Below are 1879 nucleotides of genomic sequence, written 5' to 3'. Positions count from 1 at the left end.
CCCCCCCGCCGATGATCGGCGTGGAGCGGGTCGAAGTGCTCAAGGGCCCGGAATCGATCCTCGGCGACAGCAACGGCGGCGACATGAGCGGACTGATCAACGTCGTCACCAAGCAACCGCTGCGCACACCGAAGCGCGAACTGAGCTACGTCCTCGGCGAGCGCGGCGACGTGCAGGCCGGGCTCGATGCGACCGGACCGATCGGCGCCACGCCGCTGAGCTATCGGCTCGTCGTCTCCGGCCAGCATGCCGATTCCACGGCGCAAGGCTACGGCCCGCGCAATGCCGCCTACCTGGCGCCGTCCGTCGCCTGGCAGGGAGACGACAACCGCCTGGTGCTCGGCGTGCAGCGCGTGACCGATCGGCAGCCGGCCGCCGACCATGCCCTGCTGCTGCGCAACCGCGTGTCGGCGATGACGCCCAGGAGCTTGCGGCTGGGCAACGCACAGGACCACACCGCCTACCGCACCCAGCGCGCCTATTACCTGTTCGATCAGCGGCTCAGCGACCGCTGGCAACTGCGCAGCCGCGGCCAGTACGTGACCCAGGCGATCGACGCGCGCAACTGGGGCATGCTGTCGCCTTCGCCGAAGGGCGCCGTGCGCGCCTATGCCGAGGCGTACCGCAATACGACGGCGTACTACACCATCCAGAACGACCTGGTCGGCAGCTTCGGCGACGGACCGCTGCGGCAGACTGTGACCCTGGGCCTGGATTACACGCGCGCGCGGCTGGGCAGCAGCGATTACTTCATCCGCATGCACCGCAACCGCTACGACGTGTTCGGCGACGAGCGGCTGGGTCCGGTGCACTGGCCGCATTCGCGGCGCGGGATTCTGCATTACCCCGGCAGCCCGTGGTCGAGCCGGAGCGGCATCCTGCTGCAGGACCAGATCAGCATGGGCGAACGCTGGGACGTACTGCTGGCGCTGCGCCGCTCGGCGTACGAAATTTCCAGCTACGACGCCAAGGGCAAACTGCGCCAGTTGCGCCGGCGCCGCTGGGTGCCCAACGTCGGCGTGGTCTACAAGCTGACCCCGGAGGCGTCGCTGTACGCCAGCACCATGAACGGCTTTGCGCCGAGCGCCGTGCTCGGCAAGAACGGCCGGCCGTTGCCGCCCGCGTTGTCGCGGCAAGTGGAGGTGGGGGCGAAGATCGATCTGTTCGAGCACCGGGCGCGGCTCAGCGCCGCTTACTACCAGATCACCGTCGACCGCAGCTTCGACCTGGTGCTGGCGCATCCGTCGTACTTCGCCAGACCGATCGACAGCCAGAGCAACCACGGGCTGGATCTCGACTTCGTCGGCGCCCTCGCCCCCGGCCTGGAACTGAGCAGCAGCCTGGCGCTGGCCCGCATCGGCCGGCGCGACGGTACGCCGACCCTCGGCGTGCCGCGCACCCGCTTCACCCTGTGGAGCAGCTACCAGTTCCAGGACAGCCGCTGGAGCGGCTGGGGCGTGGCCGGCGGCATCCTGGCGCGCGATCACACCCTCGGCCGCCGCCTGGCCGGCGGCTATTTCAAGATTCCCGGGCAGGCCAGCGTGGACGCGAACGTGTCCTATCGCACCGAGACCTGGGGCGTGACCGTGGGCATGCGCAACGTCTTCGATCGGCGACTGTACGCCGACGAGTTCGACGAGACCTTCGTGCCGCTGCCGGACGGCCGCAGCCTGTTGCTGACCGGCAGCTATCGGTTCTAGCGCGCATTGTCGCGACCGACGCGGCAGGCGTCGGCCGCGCTCAGGTCTCGGTGGAAGCCTGCGGCGCCTCTTCGACCTGGCCGAGTTCGTGCAGCAGTGCCGTGGCGTAGCTGCCCGGCGGCAATGCGAAGCGCAGTTCCAGCGCGTCGTCCTGCCCGTCCAGCCAGCGCCATTGCAGG

At 69.4% G+C, this 1879-nt stretch carries 1 protein-coding gene and 1 pseudogene; one reads left to right on the top strand and one right to left on the bottom strand.

What is annotated here, in order from left to right; translation table 11 throughout:
- Nucleotides 1-1700: TonB-dependent receptor (locus D180_RS20355; RefSeq protein WP_043091454.1), on the top strand; the 1700-nt coding region annotated here is incomplete at its 5' end.
- Nucleotides 1701-1740: 40 nt separating this feature from the next.
- On the opposite strand, the pseudogene D180_RS23165 reads toward D180_RS20355, so the two are convergent.
- Nucleotides 1741-1879: pseudogene (locus tag D180_RS23165) on the bottom strand (tRNA pseudouridine(13) synthase TruD); the annotation flags it as partial.

The sequence above is a fragment of the Xanthomonas sp. SHU 166 genome, assembly GCF_000364685.1.
Taxonomy (GTDB): domain Bacteria; phylum Pseudomonadota; class Gammaproteobacteria; order Xanthomonadales; family Xanthomonadaceae; genus Xanthomonas_A; species Xanthomonas_A sontii.
The sequence above is the reverse complement of the archived record's forward strand: the minus strand, read 5'-3'. Positions and strand labels throughout refer to the sequence as shown.